Below are 22,231 nucleotides of genomic sequence, written 5' to 3' on the forward strand. Positions count from 1 at the left end.
GCTCAGGAAAGCAGCGCGCTGCGCAGCCTCGCCGGGTCGACCCGCCAGAACGTGTGCTGTTCGTCATCCACCAGCACGACGGGGATCTGCTCCCAGTACTCCCGGTACAGCTCCTCGTCCCGGGTGATGTCCTTCTCCTCCCAGGACGCACCGGTCTCCTCGCAGACCGCCCGGACCACCGCGCGGGCGTCGTCACAGAGGTGACAGCCGGGCTTCCCCACCAGGGTCACCACGCGCTCGGCGGGACTCTTCTTCCTGTTACGACGCAGCAAGGCACTCATACCTCTCATTCTCGGCCCCGTCCGGAAGCCCCCGGACACCAGGAGTTCACACCACCGCATCACGATGGGACCGGAACGGCCGGGCCGACTGGCTATGCTCGACCGCATGGCCGCTCTTGGATGGCTCACCCCCCGCAGGCGTTCCGCCACGGCTCGCAGCGTGCTGGCGGGCGAGGCGGCGGCGGAGGCCGCGCGGAAGTCCTCGCTCGAAGCCGAATCCGCCGCTGAATCCGCCGCCGAGGCCGAACCGGCGCACGCCGAGCCGGAGGAGCCCGAGTTCCCCGTCGTCGGCGATGAACGGGCCGCCGCCTTCTTCGATCTCGACAACACCGTGATGCAGGGCGCCGCGCTCTTCCACTTCGGCCGCGGCCTGTACAAGCGGAAGTTCTTCGAGCGCCGCGAGCTGACCCGGTTCGCCTGGCAGCAGGCGTGGTTCCGGCTGGCCGGCGTCGAAGATCCGGAACACATGCAGGACGCCCGCGACAGCGCGCTGTCCATCGTCAGGGGCCACCGCGTCTCCGAGCTGATGTCCATCGGCGAGGAGATCTACGACGAGTACATGGCCGACCGCATCTGGCCCGGCACCCGCGCCCTTGCCCAGGCCCATCTGGACGCCGGCCAGCGGGTCTGGCTGGTCACCGCCGCCCCGGTGGAGACCGCCACGATCATCGCCCGCCGGCTCGGCCTGACCGGGGCGCTCGGCACGGTCGCCGAATCCGTCGACGGGATCTACACCGGACGCCTGGTCGGCGAACCCCTGCACGGCCCCGCGAAGGCCGAGGCGGTCCGCGCCCTGGCGGCGGCGGAGGGCCTGGACCTGGCGCGCTGCGCCGCGTACAGCGATTCGCACAACGACATCCCGATGCTGTCGCTGGTGGGCCACCCGTACGCGATCAACCCGGACACCAAGCTCCGCAAGCACGCCCGCGCCCGCGACTGGCGGCTGCGCGACTACCGCACCGGCCGCAAGGCGGCCAAGGTCGGCATCCCGGCCGCCGCCGGGGTCGGCGCCCTCGCGGGCGGCACGGCCGCGGCCGTCGCCCTGCACCGCCGCCGGCGCTGATCCCGGCGGCGTATCCGCCACCCCTCCGCGTCCGCGTACGTCAACACGGCACACCCTTTTCACCGGCCACAACCCGTCGCCCCCGCAGACAGATTCCGAAGCAATTCGATCAACAACCGATCACGACCCATGGCTTGTTGCGTCGAAAAGTTGCCACGGAACCGACGCAATCGGTGATTTGCGCAACTGGGCGTAATGCGGCCTGTACGAAGCGTTATTCTCCTCAGACGCATTCCGGACCCGCCACTCACTACGACGAGTGATGGTTTCGCACTGCTCGTGATGGAAGCTCTGCCTCTGGGAGTCCCGTGTACCCACACGTCGGGGTTGACGCCTCGGGCCTGGCTACGCTGCGCGCATCAGTAGCCGAACGCATGCGCGGCTTCGTCCCCACCGCGTACGCCGTACCCGCATTCGCCGCCCCTGCACCTGCCGGCCCCTGCTATGCCCTGGCCGAACGCGCCGCGGCGGTGGGAAGACGCGGCACCCGCGGTGCGGCGACCACCGCCGCCCCGGTGCGGCGGCCCGCCGCCGACAGCGACAGCGCGCGCATGATGGAGCTCGTCGAGCGTGCCCAGGCCGGCGAGGCCGACGCCTTCGGACGCCTCTACGACCAGTACAGCGACACGGTCTACCGCTACATCTACTACCGCGTGGGCAGCAAGGCGACGGCGGAGGACCTCACCAGCGAGACCTTCCTGCGCGCCCTGCGCCGCATCTCCACCTTCACCTGGCAGGGCCGCGACTTCGGCGCCTGGCTGGTCACGATCGCGCGCAACCTGGTCGCCGACCACTTCAAATCCAGTCGGTTCCGGCTGGAAGTGACCACCGGCGAAATGCTCGACGCCAACGAGGTCGCCCGCAGCCCCGAGGACTCCGTCCTGGAATCCCTCTCCAACGAGGCGCTCCTCCAGGCCGTGCGCCGCCTCAACCCCCAGCAGCAGGAGTGCGTGACCCTGCGCTTCCTGCAAGGGCTCTCGGTCGCCGAGACCGCCCGCGTCATGGGCAAGAACGAGGGCGCGATCAAGACCCTCCAGTACCGCGCCGTCCGCACCCTCGCCCGGCTCCTCCCGGACGATGCCCGCTGACGGCTCCCCCCGCCGGGCCAGTCCCGGCGTCGCCTTCCTCACACACCGATCCGATCATCTTTCGCGCGTAACCCAAGTGCCGCGCCACTCGTTGTGCCGGTTGCAGGCCCCCTGTCGTCACACCATGTCCGCAGCCGCTCACTCGTTCGTGTGGAAGCGCTCAAGGTGTGCAACCTTCCGGATCTCCAGGGGAGTCGACCGTCATGACGAGAGGAGGTGCCGCCAGTGATCGCAAACGTCTCGGCACACCGGCGGGCGAACGCCTTCGCCCAGGCCCTGGAGGAGCAGTCGCTCCGCGGTGCGGCGGCCGTACAGCCCGAGGACCCGGCCGAACAGGCCGACCGAGGACCGCTGTTGGCCCTGGCGAACGGCCTCGGTGAACTGCCCAGGCCGCAGTTGGACCCCGAGGTCAAAGTGGTGCAGCGAGCCCAGCTCGTCGCCGCCATGGAAGCCATGTTCGCCGAGGGAGGCGCATCCGCGGACCCTACGGTGCCCTCGCAACGGAGCAGGGGCAGCCACCGCGCGTCCCCGCTCCGCAAACTGCGCCCCAGATCCCGCTGGACCAAGGGTCTCGCCGCCGGCGGGCTCACCGTCGGGGTGGCCGCCGGCGCCTTCGGCGGAGTGGCCGCCGCCAGCTCCGACGCCCTCCCCGGTGACTCGCTCTACGGCCTGAAGCGCGGCATGGAGGACATCCACCTCGGCCTCACCCGCGACGGCACCGACCGCGGCGAGATCTACCTCGACCAGGCGTCCACCCGCCTCGGCGAGGCCCGCCGCCTCATGGAGCGCGCCCGCGCGGGCGCCCTCGACCACGAACAGCTCGCCGAGATCAGGCGCACCCTCAACGGCATGTCGCACGACGCCACCGAGGGCCACCGCCTCCTCCACGCCGCGTACGAACGGGACGGCGCCCTCGGTCCGATCCAGACCCTGGACTCCTTCTCCCGCTCCCACCGCGACGCCTGGAGCAGCCTCCGCGACCGCCTCCCCGTCCAGCTGACCGACGTGGGCGACCAGGTCAGCTCGGTCTTCGACGCCATAGACGAAGAGGTCGCGCCGCTCCAGTCGCTGTTCCCGCGCGCCCCGGAGAAGGGCCCCGAGTCCCGCCGCTCCGACTCCACGGGCACCGTCGCGGACCCGTCCACCGACGCGCGCACCCCGTCGCCCTCGTCCTCCCCCGCCCGGCACGAGGACGGCGGTACGGGCTCCAGCACCTCGCCGCGGCCCTCGGACGCCGGCTCCAGCCCGGCCGGCGGCCTGATCGGCGGGGGCACGGACGGCCTCTTCGACCCGCCGTCCCCGGACACGACCGGGCCTTCCGACGCGGCTCCGAGCTCCACGCCGACGCCGGACATCACCATCCCGCCGCTGCTCCCGGGCCTCATCGGCGGCCTCGGCATCGACGCGGAGAACGAGAAGGGCTGACCCGGGCCCCACGGTGCGGCGGCGGCCGTCAGAAGAAGACCGACCGCCGCTGCACCAGCAGCTTGTACAGCGTGTGCTGGATCTGCTCCCGCACCTGGTCCGTGAGGTTGAACATCAGCATCGGGTCCTCCGCCGCCTCCAGCGGATAGCCGTCCGTCGGGATCGGCTCACCGAACTGGATCGTCCACTTCGTCGGCAGCGGCACCGCCCCGAGCGGCCCCAGCCAGGGGAACGTCGGCGTGATCGGGAAGTACGGGAAACCCAGCAGCCGCGCCAGCGTCTTCGCGTTCCCGATCATCGGGTAGATCTCCTCCGCGCCCACGATCGAGCACGGCACGATCGGCACCCCGGCCCGCAGCGCCGTCGACACGAAGCCGCCCCGCCCGAAGCGCTGGAGCTTGTACCGCTCGCCGAACGGCTTGCCGATCCCCTTGAAGCCCTCCGGCATCACCCCGACGACCTCGCCCTGCCTCAGCAGCCGCTCCGCGTCCTCCGCGCACGCCAGCGTGTGCCCGGCCTTCCGGGCCAGCTCGTTGACCACGGGCAGCATGAAGACCAGGTCCGCCGCGAGCAGCCGCAGATGCCGGTCCGCCGGGTGGTGGTCGTGCACCGCGACCTGAAGCATCAGCCCGTCCAGCGGCAGCGTCCCGGAGTGGTTGGACACGATGAGCGCCCCGCCCTCGGCCGGGATGTTCTCGATGCCCTTCACCTCGACCCGGAAGTACTTCTCGTACACCGGCCGCAGCAGCGACATCAGGACCTGGTCGGTCAGCTCCTCGTCGTAACCGAACTCGTCCACGTCGTACTCACCGGTGACCCGCCGCCGCAGGAAGGCCAGCCCGCCCGCGATCCGGCGGTCCCAGGCGCCCCGACCGGACACGGCACCCTCACGCCGCTCCCCCGGTTCCGGTGCGGCGTCCGGGGAGCCGGAGGCCCCCGGCAGGGCGCTCACCGCCCCCGTGCCGCGTACCGGAGACCGCCGGCGCGCGGCGCGCGGCACGCCTCCCGACCGCGAACGGTCGTCGTCGAACGGAATGACCTTGGCATCCGCCATCGTCGCTGCGCTCCTCTACCTGGCGCTCGGGGTCGGGTGGGTGTCGCCTCCGGAGCCGCCGGAGCCGCTGGAGCTATCGGAGCCATCGGAGCCGCCGGGCCCGGTGATCCGGGGCACGGCCTCGGCCACGCGGTCCACGGCCCGGCCCACCGCGCGGGGCGGCAGCAGCCCCGGCGCCCGGCTGCGCGCGAAGGCCGCGAACGTCTCGCCCGTCGTGTACTCGGGCGCGAAGCCCAGCGTCTCGCGCATCTGGACCGTGGAGACCACCCTGCCATGCGTGAGCAGCCGGATCTGCTCCGGCGAGAAGTCCGTCATGCCGACCGTCCGCAGCGCCTGCCCGACCCAGGTGACCGCGGGCAGCAGCATCGGCACCGTCGGCCGCCCGAGCCGCCGCGCGCACTGGGAGAGCAGCAGCACCCCGTCGCCCGCGATGTTGAACGTGCCGCTGTTCAGCGTCCCGCGCCGGGGCTCGCTCGCCGCGATGGACAGGACGTCCAGCACATCGTCCTCGTGGACGAACTGGAGCCGGGGGTCGTAGCCGAAGACGGTCGGCAGCACCGGCAGCGACAGATAGTCGGCGAGCGGCGAGTCCGCGTCGGGCCCCAGGATGTTCGCGAACCGCAGCACGCACACGGCCACGTCCGGCCGGCGGCGGGCGAAGCCCCGTACGTACCCCTCGACCTCGGCCGCGTCCTTCGCGAAGCCGCCGCCGGGCAGCGACTTGGGCGGGGTGTTCTCGTGGAACACCGCCGGATCGCGGGGCGCCGAGCCGTACACCCCGGTGCTGGACTTCACCACGAGCCGCTGCACCGCCGGGGCCTTCTGGCAGGCGCCGAGCAGCTGCATGGTGCCGATGACGTTGGTCTCCTTGACCGCCGTACGCCCCTGGGCGCCGAGCGCGAAACCGCTGACGTCCAGGTGGACGACGGTGTCCACGCCGTGCTCGGCGAGCACTCGGGCGACGGCGGGCCCGCGGATGTCCGCCCGTACGAAGACGGCGTCGCCCAGCTCGTGTTCCGGTTCGGCCGCGTCGAGGGCGATCACCCGCTCCACGTCCGGATCACGCTGGACGCGCCGGACGAAACGGGCGCCCAGCTGCCGGGCCGCTCCCGTGACGAGCACGACCTTCCCCAAGATCAGCGCCTTCCGTCGGTCTCCCGTGTTCGGTCGGTCAGGACGTCACCGTAACCGGTGGACACCCCGGCATACAGCACCGCAGCCCTCCCGCCGGGAACGGCGGGAGGGCTGCGGTTTCACGAACTGCGTTCGCCTACTTCTTGTTGCGACGCTGAACGCGCGTGCGCTTGAGCAGCTTGCGGTGCTTCTTCTTGGCCATCCGCTTACGCCGCTTCTTGATAACAGAGCCCACGACTACCCTCGCTCACTTCTTCTTCACTGGTGCGGGGCGTCTGGGCCCACACGACCTACGTCGGCCTAGCCTACCCGCCACCGCGTGAGGGACGTAATCGAGGGGAATGTCAGGCCGATGCCACCCCCACGAAGGACTCGCGCAGATACTCGTGAACCGCTTGCTCCGGCACCCGGAAGGACCTGCCCACCCGGATCGCCGGCAGATGACCGCTGTGCACCAGGCGGTACACGGTCATCTTCGACACCCTCATGACCGAGGCGACTTCCGCCACGGTCAGAAACTTGACCTCGCTCAGAGGACTCTCGCTGTCAGCAGCCATGACTCACCTGTACCTTCCGCACGAGACGCGCACCGGCTTCCCCTCCGGTGACTCTTCGTCGTTGTGCGCTCACTCCCCAGGTTAGGGGCGGGTGGTGCGAGTGGGGAAGAGGAGAGACGATCGGCCGCTACTGTGACAGACACGCCCGATTGAGTACATAGCGCGTGAGCGGGAGGTAGTACGCGGACCGCACCGCGTCATCCAGCGGAACGGCCACCGCCACCCGCCCCTCGGCCTCCCCGACGAACAGCGCGGGATCGTCCGTATCGGCCAGACCGATCGCCTCGATGCCCAGCTGACCTGCCCCGCAGACCCATCCGTGGTCCCCGACGACCAACTCCGGAACGGGCCCGCGCCCGGCCGCGGCAGCCTCCAGCGCGACCCGTACGGGCAGCGGCGAATGGGAGTGTGCGCCGGTGCCACCACCGGCCGCCCCCGCGCCGGGTTCACGCACCAGCGCGACACCTTGTACGTAGTCCAGGTGGTACGTACGTACGCCAAACCGAGTCGTTATGTCGATACATCGCCCCTGCGCCGGGGTGAGGACGGGGCAGCCCGCCGACGACAAAGCGTCTGCCAGCGCCGCGTAGAAACCGATCAGCCGATGCGGATGCCCGGTCCCGAACAGCACCGGCACCCGCCGGGCCGCCGCCTCCGCCAGCCGTACGGCGAAGGCGTCGAGCCCCGCCACCGTCCGCTCCGGATCGATGACATCCGGCCCGGACACATGCGCGGGATCGTCCGAGACCCCGCACCTGTCCGCCATCAGCTCAAGCAACTCGCGCTCGCCCCAGCCCCGTTCGGGATCGAGCCCGAGCGTCACCCGGGGGTCCCTGGCCGCGAACAGCCGATAACTCCGCAGGCTCACCTCACGCGAGGTGGCCACGGGCCCGGCCAGGCGGGCCGCCAGCAGATGCGCACGCAGCGCTCCGGTGCTCAACACCCCACCGATGCTGCCCGAACCGGCCCGCCCAGGGGCCAAAAGCCCGATTACGCCCCACAGTCGGCGTAAACCGTACTCAACCCCGTAACCCCGCGAGCACTCCGTGCCCGGATCAGGCCCTCCGTGCCCGGGTCAGGTCAGCAGCCCGCGCAGCGGGAACGCCGCCCGCCGCGTCGCGAGCACCGCCTGGTCCAGCCGGTCCGCCGGGTCGTACCCGTCCTCCCAGGCCGACCACGACGGCGTCCGCCCGTCCGTCATCCGCGCCGGCCCCAACTGCCGCGTCCGCGCGTACACCTCGTCCCGCCACGAGGACGGGATCACCGACTCCGGGTCCACCGGGGCGTGAGCGGCGATGCCCACGAGGTGCGTCCAGGACCTGGGCACCACGTCCACCACCGCGTAACCCCCGCCGCCGAGCGCCACCCAGCGCCCGTCGTCGGCGTACGTGTGCGCCAGGTCGTGGCACGCGGCCATCACCGAGCGCTGCGCGTCGAGCGAGACCGCCAGATGCGCCAGGGGGTCCTCGAAGTGCGTGTCCGCCCCGTGCTGGGTCACCAGGACCTGCGGCCGGAAGTCCGCCAGCAGCTCGGGGACCACCGCGTGGAACGCCCGCAGCCACCCCGCGTCCCCGGTCCCGGCGGGCAGCGCCACATTGACGGCCCCGCCCTCGCCGGGCCCGGCCCCGGTCTCCTCCGGCCAGCCGGTCTGCGGGAACAGGGTGCGCGGGTGCTCGTGCAGGGAGACCGTCAGGACGCGGGGGTCCTCCCAGAAGGCCGCCTGCACTCCGTCGCCGTGGTGCACGTCGACGTCGACGTACGCGACGCGCTCGGCGCCCAGCTCCAGGAGCCGGGCGATGGCGAGCGCCGGGTCGTTGTAGACGCAGAAGCCGGCCGCGCCGCCGGGCATCGCGTGGTGCAGCCCGCCGGTGAAGTTCACCGCGTGCCGGGTCTCGCCGCGCCAGACCGCCTCGGCGGCGGCCACGGACTGCCCGGCGATCAGCGCGGACACCTCGTGCATCCCGGCGAACGCCGGATCGTCCTCGGTCCCGATGCCGTACTTCTGGTCGGCCGAGCGGGGGTCGGCGGACGCGGCCCTCACCGCCGCCACGTAGTCCGGGCGGTGCACGAGCCGCAGCGTGGAGTCCCCGGCCGGCTTGGCCGCGACCACGTCGACCGCGCGGTCCAGGCCGAACGCCCGCACCAGGCCCATCGTCAGGGCGAGCCTGACGGGGTCCATCGGGTGGCTCTCCCCGAAGTCGTAGCCCGTTACTGCGTCATCCCACATCAGCTGTGCGCGGCCGCTCATGCCCGCCACCGTATCGGGCGGGTTCCGCCCCGAACGACTTGGCGTACAGCAGCGTGGCCAGCACCAGCACCATCGGTACGAGCATGGCGCCCCGGTAGCTCCAGGCGTCCCCGAGCGCCCCGACGAGCGGGGAGCCGACGAGGAAGCCCACGTAGTTGAAGATGTTCAGCCGGGCGATCGCGGTGTCGCTCGCCCCGGGGAACATCCGCCCGGCCGCCGCGAAGGTCTGCGGCACGATCACGCACAGCCCGAGCCCCAGCAGGGTGAACCCGAGCATCCCGGTCCACGCCCCGCCGGCCAGGGCCACCACCCCGAACCCGCCGGCCGCGAGCACGGTCCCGCCCCGCACCACGGCCACCGCCCCGAACCGCCGCACCCCGAGGTCCCCGACGGCCCGCCCCAGCAGGGTGGTCACCATGTAGACGTTGTACGGGACGGTGGACAGCTGCTCCGAACTGCCCAGGACGTCCTGGAGATACTTCGCGCTCCAGTTGGAGACCGTCGAGTCGCCGATGTACGCGAACGCCATGACCAGGCACAGCGGAAGCAGCAGCCGGAAGGAGACCGCCGCGGCCGCCCCCTTGTCCGCCGCGGATTCCGGCGTCCCGTCCGCGCCCTCCACGTACCACCGGCTCCCGATGAACGCCGCGGGCAGCAGCACCACGACCGCCGGAAGGTACGAGACCAGCAACGACAGGTCCCAGTGCGCCCCGGCCCAGGCCATCGAGGCCCCCGCGATCCCGCCCAGGCTGTACGCGGCGTGGAACCCGAGCATGATGGAGCGCCCGTACGCCCGCTGGAGGCTGACGCCCATCATGTTCATGGACGCGTCCAGCGCGCCGACGGCGAGGCCGAACACCCCGAGCGCGAGGGCGGCCTGCCAGAGCTCGCTGCCGGCGCCGACGCCGAGGAGCGCGAGGAGGACGACGGGCTGCGTCCAGCGCAGGACGACCCGGGGCCGGACCCGGGCGACGATCTTCTCGGTGAGCACACTGCCCACCCCGGCCAGGATCGGGACGGCGGCGAGGAACACGGGCAGCAGGCCGTCGGATATCCCGTACCGGTCCTGGATGGCGGGAATCCGCGTCACCAGAAGGGCGAAGGTGGCCCCCTGCACGAAGAAGCTCAACGCGAGGGACGCCCTGCCGTGCCGCAACCGTGCATCTGTCATGGCGGCGAGCGTAGAGCCAGTTTCTACCCGTGGGTAGACGCGTCAGGCAAGCAATTCCGGCAGCTGGCTCATGTCCGAGAAATACCCGGTCACACCGGTCAGCCGGTCCGCGGGCATCATCGACGTGAACCCGTAGACGTCCATGCCGGCTGCCCGGGCCGCCTCGACCCCGAGCGGGCTGTCCTCGATGACCACACACCGCTCGGGCGCGACGCCCATGCGCTCGGCGGCGAGGAAGAAGAGGTCGGGCGCCGGCTTGCCCCGGCCGACGTCCTCGGCACTGAAGATCCACTCCTCCTCGAACCACTGGTCGAGCCCGGTCTTCCGGTGGCTGACCCGGATGCGCTGGTGGCTGCTGGAGGAGGCGACACAGTACGGGACGCCGTCGGCGACCAGCTTGCCCAGCAGGTCGTCCACGCCGGGGACGGGCTCCAGCTCCTCTTCGAACGCGGCGAAGATCCGCGAGTGCAGGGTGACGTCGAAGTCCTCGGGCAGCTTGGTCCCGGTCCGCTCCTGGACGAGGTCGTGGACGCGGTGCACGGCGGACCCCATGTAGTCCCGCAGGGATTCCTCGTACGAGGTGGGGTGGCCCAGCTCCGTGAGGTAGCCGGCCAGGATGGTGTTGGAGATCGGCTCGCTGTCGACGAGCACACCGTCGTTGTCGAAGATGACAAGTTCGTAGCGCATGGCACGACTTTAAAGGGTCAGAACGCGAAAAAGCCCCGTGCCACAAGGGCACGGGGCTCTTCCTAAAAGGAGTTCGGCGGCGTCCTACTCTCCCACAGGGTCCCCCCTGCAGTACCATCGGCGCTGAAAGGCTTAGCTTCCGGGTTCGGAATGTAACCGGGCGTTTCCCTAACGCAATGACCACCGAAACACTATGAAATTTGAACACCGGACAACAACACGGCCGTTCGTTATTTCAGAACAAACACAGTGGACGCGAGCAACTGAGGACAAGCCCTCGGCCTATTAGTACCAGTCAGCTCCACCCGTTACCAGGCTTCCACATCTGGCCTATCAACCCAGTCGTCTACTGGGAGCCTTAACCCCTCAAGAGGGTGGGAATACTCATCTCGAAGCAGGCTTCCCGCTTAGATGCTTTCAGCGGTTATCCTTTCCGAACGTAGCCAACCAGCCATGCCCTTGGCAGAACAACTGGCACACCAGAGGTTCGTCCGTCCCGGTCCTCTCGTACTAGGGACAGCCCTTCTCAATATTCCTACGCGCACAGCGGATAGGGACCGAACTGTCTCACGACGTTCTAAACCCAGCTCGCGTACCGCTTTAATGGGCGAACAGCCCAACCCTTGGGACCGACTCCAGCCCCAGGATGCGACGAGCCGACATCGAGGTGCCAAACCATCCCGTCGATATGGACTCTTGGGGAAGATCAGCCTGTTATCCCCGGGGTACCTTTTATCCGTTGAGCGACAGCGCTTCCACAAGCCACTGCCGGATCACTAGTCCCGACTTTCGTCCCTGCTCGACCCGTCGGTCTCACAGTCAAGCTCCCTTGTGCACTTACACTCAACACCTGATTGCCAACCAGGCTGAGGGAACCTTTGGGCGCCTCCGTTACCCTTTAGGAGGCAACCGCCCCAGTTAAACTACCCATCAGACACTGTCCCTGATCCGGATCACGGACCCAGGTTAGACATCCAGCACGACCAGAGTGGTATTTCAACGACGACTCCACAACCACTGGCGTGGCCGCTTCAAAGTCTCCCACCTATCCTACACAAGCCGAACCGAACACCAATATCAAACTATAGTAAAGGTCCCGGGGTCTTTCCGTCCTGCTGCGCGAAACGAGCATCTTTACTCGTAGTGCAATTTCACCGGGCCTATGGTTGAGACAGTCGAGAAGTCGTTACGCCATTCGTGCAGGTCGGAACTTACCCGACAAGGAATTTCGCTACCTTAGGATGGTTATAGTTACCACCGCCGTTTACTGGCGCTTAAGTTCTCAGCTTCGCCACCCCGAAGAGCAGCTAACCGGTCCCCTTAACGTTCCAGCACCGGGCAGGCGTCAGTCCGTATACATCGCCTTACGGCTTCGCACGGACCTGTGTTTTTAGTAAACAGTCGCTTCTCGCTGGTCTCTGCGGCCACCCCCAGCTCAAGCAGCAAGTGCTATCACCAAAGATGGCCCCCCTTCTCCCGAAGTTACGGGGGCATTTTGCCGAGTTCCTTAACCATAGTTCACCCGAACGCCTCGGTATTCTCTACCTGACCACCTGAGTCGGTTTAGGGTACGGGCCGCCATGAAACTCGCTAGAGGCTTTTCTCGACAGCATAGGATCATCCACTTCACCACAATCGGCTCGGCATCAGGTCTCAGCCTTAACGTGTGACGGATTTACCTACCACACGGCCTACACCCTTACCCCGGGACAACCACCGCCCGGGCTGGACTACCTTCCTGCGTCACCCCATCGCTTACCTACTACCACCTTGGTTCATCGGCTCCACCACTACCCTCAACTCCGAAGAGATCAGGCCGGCTTCACGGACTTAGCATTAATGGGCTCAGTACTGGGCGTTTCAAAGCGGGTACCGGAATATCAACCGGTTGTCCATCGACTACGCCTGTCGGCCTCGCCTTAGGTCCCGACTTACCCTGGGCAGATCAGCTTGACCCAGGAACCCTTAGTCAATCGGCGCACACGTTTCTCACGTGTGTATCGCTACTCATGCCTGCATTCTCACTCGTGAACCGTCCACAACTACCTTCCGGTGCTGCTTCACCCGGCACACGACGCTCCCCTACCCATCCCAGCCCCCGTTGGGGGTTCATGCTGGAATGACACGACTTCGGCGGTACGCTTGAGCCCCGCTACATTGTCGGCGCGGAATCACTTGACCAGTGAGCTATTACGCACTCTTTCAAGGGTGGCTGCTTCTAAGCCAACCTCCTGGTTGTCTCTGCGACTCCACATCCTTTCCCACTTAGCGTACGCTTAGGGGCCTTAGTCGATGCTCTGGGCTGTTTCCCTCTCGACCATGGAGCTTATCCCCCACAGTCTCACTGCCGCGCTCTCACTTACCGGCATTCGGAGTTTGGCTAAGGTCAGTAACCCGGTAGGGCCCATCGCCTATCCAGTGCTCTACCTCCGGCAAGAAACACACGACGCTGCACCTAAATGCATTTCGGGGAGAACCAGCTATCACGGAGTTTGATTGGCCTTTCACCCCTAACCACAGGTCATCCCCCAGGTTTTCAACCCTGGTGGGTTCGGTCCTCCACGAAGTCTTACCTCCGCTTCAACCTGCCCATGGCTAGATCACTCCGCTTCGGGTCTAGAGCGTGCAACTCAAACGCCCTATTCGGACTCGCTTTCGCTACGGCTTCCCCACACGGGTTAACCTCGCTACACACCGCTAACTCGCAGGCTCATTCTTCAAAAGGCACGCAGTCACGACGCACCGAGCAAGCTCGATGCGCGACGCTCCCACGGCTTGTAGGCACACGGTTTCAGGTACTATTTCACTCCGCTCCCGCGGTACTTTTCACCATTCCCTCACGGTACTATCCGCTATCGGTCACCAGGGAATATTTAGGCTTAACGGGTGGTCCCGCCAGATTCACACGGGATTTCTCGGGCCCCGTGCTACTTGGGTGTCTCTCAAACGAGCCGTCAATGTTTCAGCTACGGGGGTCTTACCCTCTACGCCGGACCTTTCGCATGTCCTTCGCCTACATCAACGGTTTCTGACTCGTCTCACGGCCGGCAGACCATGAAAGAGAGATCCCACAACCCCGCATACGCAACCCCTGCCGGGTATCACACGCATACGGTTTGGCCTCATCCAGTTTCGCTCGCCACTACTCCCGGAATCACGGTTGTTTTCTCTTCCTGAGGGTACTGAGATGTTTCACTTCCCCTCGTTCCCTCCACACTGCCTATGTGTTCAGCAGCGGGTGACAGCCCATGACGACTGCCGGGTTTCCCCATTCGGACACCCCCGGATCAAAGCTCGGTTGACAGCTCCCCGGGGCCTATCGTGGCCTCCCACGTCCTTCATCGGTTCCTGGTGCCAAGGCATCCACCGTGCGCCCTTAAAAACTTGGCCACAGATGCTCGCGTCCACTGTGCAGTTCTCAAACAACGACCAGCCACCCACCACCCTGCTCCGAAGAACAAGTTCACTGGGGCCGGCAACCGAAGGACGACCATCACGGCCGTACCTTCAGATACCCAACAGCGTGCCCGACCCGACCAGTCCCCGACCACGTTCCACGCTCCGAAGAGCAGTACTAACGGTCAACAACTTGCCGTGCCGAGTAGTCAACGTTCCACCCATGAGCTACCAGCACCGGACATTCGCCGGTGTTCTGGCCTCTGACCAAGCAAGGCTTGGTAAGAAGTGCTCCTTAGAAAGGAGGTGATCCAGCCGCACCTTCCGGTACGGCTACCTTGTTACGACTTCGTCCCAATCGCCAGTCCCACCTTCGACAGCTCCCTCCCACAAGGGGTTGGGCCACCGGCTTCGGGTGTTACCGACTTTCGTGACGTGACGGGCGGTGTGTACAAGGCCCGGGAACGTATTCACCGCAGCAATGCTGATCTGCGATTACTAGCAACTCCGACTTCATGGGGTCGAGTTGCAGACCCCAATCCGAACTGAGACCGGCTTTTTGAGATTCGCTCCGCCTCACGGCATCGCAGCTCATTGTACCGGCCATTGTAGCACGTGTGCAGCCCAAGACATAAGGGGCATGATGACTTGACGTCGTCCCCACCTTCCTCCGAGTTGACCCCGGCAGTCTCCTGTGAGTCCCCATCACCCCGAAGGGCATGCTGGCAACACAGAACAAGGGTTGCGCTCGTTGCGGGACTTAACCCAACATCTCACGACACGAGCTGACGACAGCCATGCACCACCTGTACACCGACCACAAGGGGGGCACCATCTCTGATGCTTTCCGGTGTATGTCAAGCCTTGGTAAGGTTCTTCGCGTTGCGTCGAATTAAGCCACATGCTCCGCTGCTTGTGCGGGCCCCCGTCAATTCCTTTGAGTTTTAGCCTTGCGGCCGTACTCCCCAGGCGGGGAACTTAATGCGTTAGCTGCGGCACCGACGACGTGGAATGTCGCCAACACCTAGTTCCCAACGTTTACGGCGTGGACTACCAGGGTATCTAATCCTGTTCGCTCCCCACGCTTTCGCTCCTCAGCGTCAGTAATGGCCCAGAGATCCGCCTTCGCCACCGGTGTTCCTCCTGATATCTGCGCATTTCACCGCTACACCAGGAATTCCGATCTCCCCTACCACACTCTAGCCTGCCCGTATCGACTGCAGACCCGGGGTTAAGCCCCGGGCTTTCACAACCGACGTGACAAGCCGCCTACGAGCTCTTTACGCCCAATAATTCCGGACAACGCTTGCGCCCTACGTATTACCGCGGCTGCTGGCACGTAGTTAGCCGGCGCTTCTTCTGCAGGTACCGTCACTTTCGCTTCTTCCCTGCTGAAAGAGGTTTACAACCCGAAGGCCGTCATCCCTCACGCGGCGTCGCTGCATCAGGCTTTCGCCCATTGTGCAATATTCCCCACTGCTGCCTCCCGTAGGAGTCTGGGCCGTGTCTCAGTCCCAGTGTGGCCGGTCGCCCTCTCAGGCCGGCTACCCGTCGTCGCCTTGGTAGGCCATTACCCCACCAACTAGCTGATAGGCCGCGGGCTCATCCTTCACCGCCGGAGCTTTCAACCTTCTCCCAGGAGGAAGAAAGTATTATCCGGTATTAGACCCCGTTTCCAGGGCTTGTCCCAGAGTGAAGGGCAGATTGCCCACGTGTTACTCACCCGTTCGCCACTAATCCACCCCGAAGGGCTTCATCGTTCGACTTGCATGTGTTAAGCACGCCGCCAGCGTTCGTCCTGAGCCAGGATCAAACTCTCCGTGAATGTTTTCCCGTAATCGGGTAACACATCACGAGAGCGGAACAACAAGGCCGGAATATGACCTGTCGTCCACTGCGTCCTCGCTGTGTTTTGCCTACCCGACCCGCAAAGGCGGGACCGGTAGGGCTTTCAAAGGAACCTCCAACCTGCCGAAGCAGGCCGGGGTATCAACATATCTGGCGTTGACTTTTGGCACGCTGTTGAGTTCTCAAGGAACGGACGCTTCCTTTGTACTCACCCTCTCGGGCTTTCCTCCGGGCGCTTCCCTTCGGTCTTGCGTTTCCGACTCTATCAGACTCTTTCGTGTCCGATTCCCGGTCGAAGCGGGTCAAGCGATTTTCGCTTTCCAGTTCTTCGCTTTCGCGTTTCCCTTTCCGGCGAGTCCGACTCTATCAGATCCTTTCGGGCCTGATTCCCAGTCAGCGGGGCTTGTCCTCCGGGCTGTTGGGCCGTTCCGACGAGTGAGACATTAGCGGATTCCCGGGCCCCGACGCTAATCGGGGTCGCGCTCCTTCGAACGCGGATTCCTCATTTCGCATAAGCGCACACCAAGACATGCGACAGCTGTCGCGTGCTCGTTGTGTTTCTTGCGGAATGGTTGTCCGGGGACCGACCGGGGTCGGCGCTCACGTCGGACAACTCGGAGCACACTACGGATGCTGGGAGGCCGTGTCAACCTCCGACCTCGGCGCACTGCGGCGGAAGGCGAGGCGGTAGTCGCGCGGGCTGGTGGCTAGGTGGGTCGCGAAGTGCTGGCGCATGGTGACCTCGCTGCCGAAGCCGGTGCGCCGGGCGATCTCGGGCAGGGCCAGGTCCGTGCGCTCCAGCAGCTTCTGAGCTGCGGCGACGCGCTGGGTGATCAGCCAGCGCACCGGGGTCGTGCCGGTCGTCGCCTGGAAGTGGCGGGCGAAGGACCGCGGGGACATGCCGGCCAGCGCGGCCAGCTCCGCGACGGTGTGCGGCTGGTCCAGACGGGCCAGGGCGTGGGCGCGTACGGCGGCGAGGGTGTCGGCGTCGCGGTCGGTCTGCGGGGTGGGGTGCTCGATGAACTGCGCCTGGGTGCCCGTACGGAAAGGGGCGGTCACCATCGAACGGGCGATCGTTGCCGCGGCCTCCGCGCCCTGGCTCGTACGTACGAGATGGAGGCACAGGTCGATGCCGGCCGCGGTGCCCGCCGAGGTCCAGAGGTTGCCGTCATGGACGAAGAGCGCGTCCGGGACGACGGTCACGCCGGGGTGGCGGGTGCGCAGGTGACGGGTGAGGTTCCAGTGGGTGACGGCGCGGCGGCCGTCGAGGAGGCCGGCCTGCGCGAGCGTGAAGGCTCCGCCGCAGAGGGCCGCGATCGGGGTCCCCCGGTCATGGGCCCGGCGCAGCGCTTCGAGGACCGGCTCCGGGGCCGGCGTCACCTGGTCGTCGAGGCCCGGGACCACGAGGAGATCGGCGCGGGCGAGCCAGCTCAGGGTGCGGTCGGGGGTCAGGGCGAGTCCGCCGCGCAGCGGAATCGGGGCGTCGGTCGCCGCCGTGCGGCGCAGGACGAAGGGCGGGACGCCCCGGTCCGTACGGTCCACACCCCAGACCTCCGTGATGACCGAGACGTCGAAGGCCCGGATGCCGGGGAACGCGACGAGGGCGACGCGGAAGGGATCGGTGCGGGGCTGTCCGGGCGGGGCCATGGTGGCAGTAAACCATCGGTCGATGGCTTTGTGACCTCTGGGGCGGCGGGCTCCCGAGCGGCAGGATCGTGGTCATGGAGATCGCGGAGAACGCAGCACTGGTCGTGGTGGACGTACAGCGGGGGTTCGAGGAGGAGGAGTTCTGGGGGCCGCGGAACAATCCGGAGGCCGACGAGAACATCGCCGGGCTGATCGACGCCTGGCAGGCGAGCGGGCGCCCGGTCGTCTTCGTACGGCATGACTCGCCGAAGCCCGGTTCGCCGTTGCGGGCGGGGTACGAGGGCAACGACTTCAAGGCGTACGTGGAGGAGCGGCGCGGGAAGGGTGGTGGGCCCGAGCTGTTGCTGACGAAGAGCGTGAACTCGGCGTTCTACGGGACGCCGGATCTGGGGGCCTGGCTGGACGCGGCGGGGGTGCGGCAGATCGTGGTCGCCGGCATCCAGACCAATATGTGCGTCGAGACGACGGCGCGGATGGCGGGGAATCTGGGGTACGAGGTGTTCGTGCCGCTCGACGCGACGCACACCTTCGACCTGGCCGGGCCGTGGGGCTTGGCGCTGACGGCGGACGAGCTGGCGCGGGCCACCGCCGTGTCGTTGCACGGCGGTGGCTTCGCGAAGGTGGTGCGGAGCGCCGAGGTGATCGCCGCGGCGGGCTGAGTCAGCCGTTGCCGGAGGCCAGCTGGCGGCTGCGGTCGCGGGCCGCTTCGAGTGCGGCGATGAGGGCCGCGCGTACGCCGTGGTTCTCCAGCTCGCGGATGGCGCTGATGGTGGTGCCGGCCGGGCTGGTGACGGCCTCGCGGAGCTTGACCGGGTGCTCGCCGCTGTCCCGGAGCATCACGGCGGCGCCGATCGCGGCCTGGACGATGAGGTCATGGGCCTGGGCGCGCGGCAGGCCGAGCAGGATGCCGGCGTCCGTCATGGCCTCGACCAGGAAGTAGAAGTACGCCGGGCCCGAGCCGGACAGGGCGGTGGCAGCGTCCTGCTGGGACTCCGGGACGCGCAGGGTCTTGCCGACGCCCTTGAAGATGGCGTCCGTCGAGGCGAGGTGGTCCCCCGTGGCGTGGCTGCCCCCGGAGATGACCGACATGCCCTCGTCCACCAGGACGGGGGTGTTCGGCATGACGCGGACGACGGGTGTGCCGGCGGTGAGGCGGTCCTCGATGAACGCGGTGGTGATGCCGGCCGCCGCGCTGATGACCAGGCGGTCCGCCGCGAGGTGCGGGGCCAGCTCGTCCAGGAGGCGGCCCATGTCCTGGGGCTTGACCGCGAGGATGAGGATGTCGGCCCGCTCGGCGGCCTCGGCGTTGGTGACGGCGTCCACGCCGTAGCGGTCGCGCAGTTCGGCGGCCCGGTCCGCGCGGCGGGTGGTGACCAGCAGGTTCGACGGGCGCCAGCCGGCCCGGATCATCCCGCTGAGCAGGGCCTCGCCGATCTTGCCGGTACCGAGGACTGCAACTGTCTGGGTCATGCCGTTCACCCTCCGGGCGGTGCTCGATGTGCGCGGTGCTCAGTGCTCGTCGGCGCCATCTTCGCACCGCCCGGTCAGGCGGTGCGGCGGCGGAGGGTGGCCGCGCCGAGGGCCAGGACGAGCAGGGCGCAGCCGGCCACGACGAGGACGTCACGGACGAAGTCCCCGGTGATCTCGGTGTGGTGGAGCACCTCGTTCATGCCGTCCACGGCGTACGACATCGGCAGCACGTCCGAGACGGCCTCCAGGGCCGGTGCCATCTGGTCGCGCGGGATGAAGAGGCCGCAGAGGAGCAGTTGCGGGAAGATCACCGCGGGCATGAACTGCACGGCCTGGAATTCGGAGGCCGCGAACGCCGAGACGAACAGCCCGAGCGCCGTGCCGAGCAGCGCGTCGAGCAGGGCGACCAGGAGCAGCAGCCACGGCGAGCCCATGACGTCCAGGCCGAGGGCCCATACCGACAGGGCGGTGGCCAGGAGCGACTGGAGGATGGCGACGGCGCCGAAGGCGAGGGCGTAACCCGCGATGAGGTCGCCCTTGCCGAGGGGCATCGAGAGCAGGCGTTCCAGGGTGCCGGAGGTGCGTTCGCGCAGGGTGGCGATCGAGGTGACCAGGAACATCGTGATCAGCGGGAAGATCCCGAGCAGGGAGGCGCCGGTCGAGTCGAAGGTCTGCGGGCTGCCGTCGAAGACGTAGCGCAGCAGTGTGATCAGGACGACCGGGATCAGCAGGAGCAGCGCGACCGTACGCGGGTCGTGGGCGAGCTGGCGCAGGACGCGGGCGGCGGTGGCGAGGGTGCGGGCCGGGCTCAGAGGTGCGGTGCCGGTGGTGGTGGGGGCCGGGGTGCTCATCGGGCGTTCTCCTTGCGGGTGGCGGCCGCGTCGACCAGGTGGAGGAAGGCCGCTTCGACGGTGTCGGTGCCGGCGGCGGTGCGCAGGGCGTCCGGGGAGTTGTCGGCGAGGATCTCGCCCTCGCGCATGAGGAGGAGGCGGTGGCAGCGCTCGGCCTCGTCCATGACGTGGGAGGAGATGAGGAGCGCGGTGCCGCGTTCGGCGGCGAGGGTGTGGAAGAGCTGCCAGAGGTCGCGGCGCAGGACCGGGTCGAGGCCGACGGTCGGTTCGTCCAGGACGAGCAGGCCGGGGGTGCCGAGGAGGGCGGCGGCGAGCGAGACGCGGGTGCGCTGGCCGCCGGAGAGGTTGCCGGCGAGGTCGTCCTCGTGGCTGGTCAGGTCGACTTCGGTGAGCGCGCGGGTGACGGCCTCGTGGCGGGTGGCACGGTGGGCACGGCCGGGCTGGAGGATCGCCGCGAAGTAGTCGAGGTTCTGGCGGACGGTGAGGTCGGTGTAGACGGAGGGCGCCTGGGTGACGTACCCGACGCGGGGGCGGAGGGAGGGGTGTCCGGCGGGGCTGCCGAGGACCTGGAGGGTGCCGGTGACCTTGGCCTGGGTACCCACGACGGCGCGCATGAGGGTGGATTTGCCGCAGCCGGAGGGGCCGAGGAGGCCGGTGATCCTGCCGGGTTCGACGGTGAAGTCGAGGCCCTTGAGGACCGTGCGGCTGCCTCGTTGGACGGTGAGGCCACGGGCCTCGACGGCGACGCCCGAAGAATTCATCATGTGATGAATATTGGCTCCGAGGGGCCTCGCCGTCAAGGGACCGGGCGGGTGCGGCCCCGGCTCAGCGCACGGCCGCGTACAGCTCCACGACGTATGCCTCCTCCACCGTGCCGTCCGGGAACTCCGCCAGGATCAGGTCCCGCTCCTCGGCGAGGAAGCCGCGGGCCGCCTCGTCGTCGGTGGTCAGGAACGCGGAGTGGCTGCCGAGGTTGTCGAGGTGGGTGGCGAGGGGGACGCGCCGGGTCCACGGGACGCGGCGGTAGGTGAAGTCGAGCTCCGGCGGCAGGTCGCGGCCCTGGGTGGCCGAGCCGTGGGCGATGCCGCGGCCCGGTCCGCCCGGCTCGACGCCGAAGAACCGGACGAGCCGTTCCTCCTGAGCGCCGAGCCACGGGACGGTGCTGTCCGCGACGTTCCACCAGAGGGCGAGCGTGCCGGTCGGGCGCAGGACGCGGCGGGCCTCGGCGGCCGCGCGGGCGGGGTCGGTCCAGTGCCAGGACTGGGCGTACGTGATCAGGTCGGCCGTGGCCGTCGCGAACGGGAGCCGGTTGCCGTCGGCCCGTACCAGCGGGGTGTCCGGGAGGTCCCGGCGGAGCTGGGCGGCCATGCCGGGGCCGGGTTCGACGGCGGTGACATGGGCACCCCGGTCGCGGAGGCGGCGGGTCGCGATGCCGGTGCCGGCGCCGACGTCCAGGGCGCGGGCACCGCGCAGGGGGCGGCCGGACAGGGTCTCGACGGCGTCGAACAGGGCGTCCGGGTAGCCGGGGCGGGCTGCGGCGTACTGGGCGGCGGCGCGGTCGAAGGAGAGGGCGCGCGAGGGGCCCGGGGCGGCGTCCGGTGAGTGTGTCGTGGTCATGCGGTCATCGTGCCCGCATGACCGGGCGTGTCAGCCTCGGCGGCCCTTCTTCTTGCGGGCGGCCGGGTTGCCGGTGCGGGAGGCGCGGCGCTTCGCGTACCGGGCGACGGCCTCCTCGTACTCCGTACGCCGCAGCTTCTCGCCGGGCGCCTCGGTGAACGTACGGAAGAAGTACGCGAGCAGCGAGCCGACGAAGCCAATGGCCTTCAGGCCGCGCAGATTCTCCTCGCGGGCCGGGTCGGCCGGGCGGCTGCCGAAGCCCTCCCAGGTCTTGCGGAAGGCGATCGCGCTGCAGATGGCGAACATCGCGACCACCAGCACGCCGACGAAGCCGCCGACGTCGGCGATCTCCAGGCCCTGGTACGCGAAGCGCAGGACGAGGCAGGCGGCGGCCGCCGCAAGGAGGGAGCCGGCGGCGGCTCCGGCGCGGCGCAGTCCGTAGTGGCCGTCGTGGGCGACCCAGGTGGTGCCGAAGAAGCGGAGGGGTTCGGGCTGCGGGCCCTGCGGGGTCGCGGGCTCGGACGGGCCGGGGGCCGCGCCTTCGGGGGTCTCGCTGTTCTCGCTCACGAGGTCGATTATCCCGCAGGGCCGACTGCGTCGGCGGTGCGGGCGCGGGGCGCGGGGGCGGGGCCGCCGCGCGGGCCTCTGCCGTGGCGCGTTGGGCGCCGCATACGGGGGCCGGGTCCGGCGGGGT

Annotated in this window: 19 protein-coding genes and 3 rRNA genes; 4 read left to right on the forward strand and 18 right to left on the reverse strand. The window is 68.2% G+C overall.

All coding sequences use genetic code 11. The features are described from left to right. Positions 1-2: 2 nt before the first annotated feature. Positions 3-281, reverse strand: coding sequence for a glutaredoxin family protein (locus OG338_RS12435; RefSeq protein ID WP_405937401.1), 279 nt, complete (start codon positions 279-281; stop codon positions 3-5). A gap of 106 nt (positions 282-387) precedes the next feature. Here OG338_RS12435 and OG338_RS12440 point away from each other — a divergent pair, with 106 nt between their 5' ends. The 3 genes from OG338_RS12440 (at position 388) to OG338_RS12450 (ending at position 3,857) form a co-directional block, all read left to right on the forward strand. Continuing rightward, on the forward strand, positions 388-1,344 hold the full coding sequence (locus OG338_RS12440) for an HAD family hydrolase (protein WP_405937402.1): 957 nt from the start codon (positions 388-390) through the stop codon (positions 1,342-1,344). Between the two features lie 308 nt (positions 1,345-1,652). Then, positions 1,653-2,432 (forward strand): ECF subfamily RNA polymerase sigma factor, BldN family, encoded by a 780-nt coding sequence (locus OG338_RS12445; RefSeq protein WP_405937403.1) that lies wholly within the window; start codon positions 1,653-1,655, stop codon positions 2,430-2,432. A 225-nt stretch (positions 2,433-2,657) separates the two neighbouring features. Further along, a complete protein-coding gene (locus tag OG338_RS12450) occupies positions 2,658-3,857 on the forward strand; it encodes a DUF5667 domain-containing protein (protein WP_405937404.1) in 1,200 nt (399 codons plus the stop codon). A gap of 28 nt (positions 3,858-3,885) precedes the next feature. Here OG338_RS12450 and OG338_RS12455 read toward each other — a convergent pair whose 3' ends face one another. The 12 genes from OG338_RS12455 to OG338_RS12510 form a co-directional block, all read right to left on the reverse strand. Next, on the reverse strand, positions 3,886-4,911 hold the full coding sequence (locus OG338_RS12455) for a lysophospholipid acyltransferase family protein (RefSeq protein WP_405937405.1): 1,026 nt from the start codon (positions 4,909-4,911) through the stop codon (positions 3,886-3,888). Between the two features lie 15 nt (positions 4,912-4,926). Further along, entirely contained in the window at positions 4,927-6,045 is a 1,119-nt protein-coding gene (locus OG338_RS12460; RefSeq protein WP_405937406.1) for an NAD-dependent epimerase/dehydratase family protein, read from the reverse strand. 136 nt (positions 6,046-6,181) lie between these two features. Continuing rightward, entirely contained in the window at positions 6,182-6,280 is a 99-nt protein-coding gene (locus OG338_RS12465) for a 30S ribosomal protein bS22 (RefSeq protein WP_003948845.1), read from the reverse strand. 109 nt (positions 6,281-6,389) lie between these two features. After that, on the reverse strand, positions 6,390-6,602 hold the full coding sequence (locus OG338_RS12470) for a helix-turn-helix domain-containing protein (protein WP_018104376.1): 213 nt from the start codon (positions 6,600-6,602) through the stop codon (positions 6,390-6,392). 127 nt (positions 6,603-6,729) lie between these two features. After that, entirely contained in the window at positions 6,730-7,545 is an 816-nt protein-coding gene (locus tag OG338_RS12475) for a phosphatase (protein WP_405937407.1), read from the reverse strand. A 132-nt stretch (positions 7,546-7,677) separates the two neighbouring features. Next, on the reverse strand, positions 7,678-8,850 hold the full coding sequence (locus OG338_RS12480; protein ID WP_405937408.1) for an acetoin utilization protein AcuC: 1,173 nt from the start codon (positions 8,848-8,850) through the stop codon (positions 7,678-7,680). After that, complete coding sequence (locus OG338_RS12485) at positions 8,819-10,021, reverse strand: MFS transporter (protein WP_405937409.1); 1,203 nt, start codon at positions 10,019-10,021, stop codon at positions 8,819-8,821. Before OG338_RS12485 ends, OG338_RS12480 begins: the two co-directional genes overlap by 32 nt. Before the next feature lie 42 nt (positions 10,022-10,063). Next, complete coding sequence (locus OG338_RS12490; RefSeq protein ID WP_405937410.1) at positions 10,064-10,708, reverse strand: HAD family hydrolase; 645 nt, start codon at positions 10,706-10,708, stop codon at positions 10,064-10,066. A 71-nt stretch (positions 10,709-10,779) separates the two neighbouring features. Continuing rightward, a 5S ribosomal RNA gene (gene rrf / locus OG338_RS12495) occupies positions 10,780-10,896 on the reverse strand. 77 nt (positions 10,897-10,973) lie between these two features. After that, positions 10,974-14,098, reverse strand: a 23S ribosomal RNA gene (locus OG338_RS12500). Between the two features lie 305 nt (positions 14,099-14,403). Next, positions 14,404-15,929, reverse strand: a 16S ribosomal RNA gene (locus tag OG338_RS12505). The 16S, 23S and 5S rRNA genes sit together here, the layout of an rRNA operon. A gap of 647 nt (positions 15,930-16,576) precedes the next feature. Continuing rightward, positions 16,577-17,599 (reverse strand): GlxA family transcriptional regulator, encoded by a 1,023-nt coding sequence (locus tag OG338_RS12510; protein ID WP_405937411.1) that lies wholly within the window; start codon positions 17,597-17,599, stop codon positions 16,577-16,579. 74 nt (positions 17,600-17,673) lie between these two features. Here OG338_RS12510 and OG338_RS12515 point away from each other — a divergent pair, with 74 nt between their 5' ends. Further along, positions 17,674-18,258, forward strand: a complete 585-nt coding sequence (locus OG338_RS12515; RefSeq protein WP_405937412.1) for a cysteine hydrolase family protein — start codon at positions 17,674-17,676, stop codon at positions 18,256-18,258. A gap of 1 nt (position 18,259) precedes the next feature. Here OG338_RS12515 and proC read toward each other — a convergent pair whose 3' ends face one another. From proC to OG338_RS12540, 5 genes are all read right to left on the reverse strand, one after another. Continuing rightward, complete coding sequence (gene proC / locus OG338_RS12520) at positions 18,260-19,069, reverse strand: pyrroline-5-carboxylate reductase (RefSeq protein ID WP_405937413.1); 810 nt, start codon at positions 19,067-19,069, stop codon at positions 18,260-18,262. Between the two features lie 74 nt (positions 19,070-19,143). Further along, complete coding sequence (locus OG338_RS12525; RefSeq protein WP_405937414.1) at positions 19,144-19,920, reverse strand: ABC transporter permease; 777 nt, start codon at positions 19,918-19,920, stop codon at positions 19,144-19,146. Next, positions 19,917-20,684 (reverse strand): ABC transporter ATP-binding protein, encoded by a 768-nt coding sequence (locus tag OG338_RS12530; RefSeq protein ID WP_405937415.1) that lies wholly within the window; start codon positions 20,682-20,684, stop codon positions 19,917-19,919. Before OG338_RS12530 ends, OG338_RS12525 begins: the two co-directional genes overlap by 4 nt. A 61-nt stretch (positions 20,685-20,745) precedes the next feature. Then, positions 20,746-21,537 (reverse strand): class I SAM-dependent methyltransferase, encoded by a 792-nt coding sequence (locus OG338_RS12535; protein ID WP_405937416.1) that lies wholly within the window; start codon positions 21,535-21,537, stop codon positions 20,746-20,748. A gap of 30 nt (positions 21,538-21,567) precedes the next feature. Then, on the reverse strand, positions 21,568-22,104 hold the full coding sequence (locus tag OG338_RS12540; RefSeq protein WP_405937417.1) for a hypothetical protein: 537 nt from the start codon (positions 22,102-22,104) through the stop codon (positions 21,568-21,570). Positions 22,105-22,231: the final 127 nt, after the last annotated feature.

This window comes from Streptomyces sp. NBC_00726 (assembly GCF_045161735.1).
Taxonomy (GTDB): Bacteria; Actinomycetota; Actinomycetes; order Streptomycetales; family Streptomycetaceae; genus Streptomyces.

Excerpts from the sequence above, each read along its gene's own strand:
- OG338_RS12480 (WP_405937408.1), bottom strand. The coding sequence starts at position 8,850 with ATGAGCGGCCGCGCACAGCTGATGTGGGATGACGCAGTAACGGGCTAC.
- proC (WP_405937413.1), bottom strand. The coding sequence starts at position 19,069 with ATGACCCAGACAGTTGCAGTCCTCGGTACCGGCAAGATCGGCGAGGCC.
- OG338_RS12435 (WP_405937401.1), bottom strand. The coding sequence starts at position 281 with ATGAGTGCCTTGCTGCGTCGTAACAGGAAGAAGAGTCCCGCCGAGCGC.
- OG338_RS12535 (WP_405937416.1), bottom strand. The coding sequence starts at position 21,537 with ATGACCACGACACACTCACCGGACGCCGCCCCGGGCCCCTCGCGCGCC.
- OG338_RS12515 (WP_405937412.1), top strand. The coding sequence starts at position 17,674 with ATGGAGATCGCGGAGAACGCAGCACTGGTCGTGGTGGACGTACAGCGG.
- OG338_RS12510 (WP_405937411.1), bottom strand. The coding sequence starts at position 17,599 with ATGGCCCCGCCCGGACAGCCCCGCACCGATCCCTTCCGCGTCGCCCTC.
- OG338_RS12530 (WP_405937415.1), bottom strand. The coding sequence starts at position 20,684 with ATGATGAATTCTTCGGGCGTCGCCGTCGAGGCCCGTGGCCTCACCGTC.
- OG338_RS12490 (WP_405937410.1), bottom strand. The coding sequence starts at position 10,708 with ATGCGCTACGAACTTGTCATCTTCGACAACGACGGTGTGCTCGTCGAC.
- OG338_RS12440 (WP_405937402.1), top strand. The coding sequence starts at position 388 with ATGGCCGCTCTTGGATGGCTCACCCCCCGCAGGCGTTCCGCCACGGCT.
- OG338_RS12525 (WP_405937414.1), bottom strand. The coding sequence starts at position 19,920 with ATGAGCACCCCGGCCCCCACCACCACCGGCACCGCACCTCTGAGCCCG.
- OG338_RS12485 (WP_405937409.1), bottom strand. The coding sequence starts at position 10,021 with ATGACAGATGCACGGTTGCGGCACGGCAGGGCGTCCCTCGCGTTGAGC.
- OG338_RS12455 (WP_405937405.1), bottom strand. The coding sequence starts at position 4,911 with ATGGCGGATGCCAAGGTCATTCCGTTCGACGACGACCGTTCGCGGTCG.
- OG338_RS12470 (WP_018104376.1), bottom strand. The coding sequence starts at position 6,602 with ATGGCTGCTGACAGCGAGAGTCCTCTGAGCGAGGTCAAGTTTCTGACC.